Raw genomic sequence first — 2,737 nt, 5'->3', positions numbered from 1 at the left:
CCAGCGCTCCCGCTACCTCACCCTGGAAAGCATCGCCCCGATCGGCGATGATCCCCTCGTCAGCCTGCCCACCCTGGCAGCCTGATCAATCCGGCCCCGGCCGGTGATCGTGGTGGCCACGCCGAAGCTACACCACGCCAGAGGACACAACCGGCCGCGGCGTTCAGTGGCACGAACGCGGACTTCGTCAGAGGAGATGGGAACGCACTGAGCGAGCTTCGCAGGGCGGGGCGCCTGTTCCTGCGCCGAACCGCCGTTCACTTCGGCAGAGGGCGGTATAGCGTTCGAAGATCGGTCGGCCGTTCGGCGTCATTAACGCAGCGTCAGATGCTGGGGCGAGCGTTCCAGCCTTGTCAGAGCGCATCTGAATGACTTGTCCGAGCGGGAACGGCCGAGCGAAGCGTCCGCTCTCAATGGAATGTCGTAAAAATGCAACGCGTCGGCCAATCGATGTTGCGCGGTGAATTCGATGCCACAGAAATTTGGCCGTCAATAGAAATCTCATCAGATTTTTCAGACATGTAAGTTTGATAAATAAAATTATTATTTGTAAATCAGGTCATATCTATCATATACAAGTCGCATTTAAGGGATTAAAGTTCGCCATTGATCAAAAGTCGAAAAAGTTTCTAGATTGATTGCTGGACCGGCATCAAAACGTACGTAGATCGTAATTCTGTTTTGATAAAGGGCAGAGTTTTATTTCAAAAGTGGCTTTTGGGCGGATATATGTACAATAATACAGAATTATTATCGGGCATCATGGAAAAGATGCGGCTTCGGGATTCGGTTATATCGATCTGGTGGCGTGCGAGCTTGGGCCTCGCGGTTTTAGGATGGTCCGGTTCGAACCCCGCCCTCGCGCAGAGCACGGCCAGCACTGATCCGCAAACTTGGCGCACCCCGGAATATCAGGCCGATTGGGGCCTGGAGGCCATGCGCGCCGCCAATGCTTATGCAGCCGGTTACACGGGTCTGGGCGTCACGGTCGGCGTGGTCGATTCGGGCATCTACAGCGCCCACCCGGAATTCGCCGACGGCTGGGTAAAGCCGCTCACGATCACCGGTACCTTTGGATCGGACGGCTACTATTTCGTGGATTCGTCCGGAGCGCCGAACGACCTGTCTCCGCAGCCGAGTTTCTTCAGACGGGGTGAGCCCTACAACGTCCCCGGCACCTACGATCCCGCCCTCAACGATCCCCACGGCACGCACGTCACCGGGTCGGTGGCGGCCGCTCGCGACGGCGTCGGCATGCACGGTGTGGCGTTCGATGCCACAGTCTACGTGGCAAACACGAACACGACGGATGACAGCATCTACGGGGCAAACGCCGACTACGCGTACTTCAAGAACGCCTATGGCAGTCTCGCGGCCGCCGGCGCCCGGGCGATCAACTCGTCCTGGGGCAGCCCGCCGCCTGTGGACAACTACAACACGCTCGCGGGCTTGCGCCAAGCCTACACGAAATTCGACGGCCAGCTCGGCTACGTCGATGCCTTGACCGATGTCGCCAAGCAGTACGGCATCATTCAAGTCTTCGCTGCGGGAAACACCGGCTTCGACAATCCGAACGTTCGCTCGTCCCTACCGTATTTCCGGCCCGATACCGAGAAGCACTGGCTCGCGATCGGTTCGGTCGGGCGAGGTACCAACGGAAGCACGACACCCGAGGATCTCGTCCTCGCCTCATATTCGAACCGCGCCGGCGTCGCCAAGTATTGGTATGTCGCCGCTCCGGGCGATGCAATCAACAGTACGGCACCGCCGTACACGCCTGATGCCGTCTGGGAGCCCTATGGCTGGGGTATCAATCCGGGCCATCAGACCGGCTACACTAAGGTCGATGGCACCTCGATGGCGGCGCCGCACGCTACCGGCGCGCTGGCGGTCATCATGCAGCGCTATCCGTATATGACCAACACGCAGGCCCGCGACGTCCTGCTCACCACCGCCTATCACCGCGATGCCGTCGCCGGCGTTCCCGACGCCAACCCCAATGCTCCCAACGCTGTCTGGGGCTGGGGCGTCATCGACCTCGCCAAGGCCATGCGGGGGCCCGGCCAGTTCCTGGGCCCCGTCGCCGTTAACCTGCCGGCGGGCAGGACGGATAGATGGTCCAACGATATCTCAGAGGACGCGCTGATCCAGCGCAAGCAGGAGAACGACGCCGAGACCACCGCCTGGGCGACCCGCAGGTCGGATCTCGATTCCTGTCTTCACGTCCCAATCCTGATCGCCAGCCTTCCGGACAGCCGGACCGCGCTGGACGGCGTCGTCAGCGCGCTGCGCGACGGCAGCCCGTCCGCGATCCAGGGCGCCGTCAAGACGGCTGCCGACGATCCCGTCGCCAGCCAGATCCTGGCGACGTTCGTCCGGTCCAACGGGTATGATGGTGTCTGGCCTCTCACGGACCCAGCCTACGCGTCGACCCGCACGAACGTAGGTGACCTCCTGGACAGCTATCTCTCAGGACTGACGAGCGTCGATTACGACCGCACCATCGCGTTGATCGTCCGTGATTGGCAGGCGGAGTCTCGGATCGAGACCAGGCGGATCGCCTCCTTCACCGGCATTTCCACTCAGGGCAGCCTGATCAAACTCGGGCTCGGCACGCTGACGCTGAGCGGGACCAACACCTTCTCGGGCGGCGTCCTCCTGGCGGCCGGCACCCTCTCGGTCGCGCGCGACCCCAACCTCGGCGCCCCCAGCGGACCCCTCGCCTTCAACGGCGGAA

1 protein-coding gene is annotated in these 2,737 nt (G+C 61.6%); it reads left to right on the top strand.

All coding sequences use genetic code 11. The features are described 5' to 3' along the window. Positions 1–681: 681 nt before the first annotated feature. The coding region (locus tag MKK82_RS01030) for a S8 family serine peptidase (protein ID WP_243984313.1) at positions 682–2,737 on the top strand (2,056 nt) is incomplete at its 3' end.

It is taken from the genome of Methylobacterium sp. E-046, assembly GCF_022829625.1.
Taxonomy (GTDB): Bacteria; Pseudomonadota; Alphaproteobacteria; order Rhizobiales; family Beijerinckiaceae; genus Methylobacterium; species Methylobacterium longum.
Note: the sequence above shows the minus strand (reverse complement) of the source record. Positions and strands in the feature narration are given on the sequence as shown.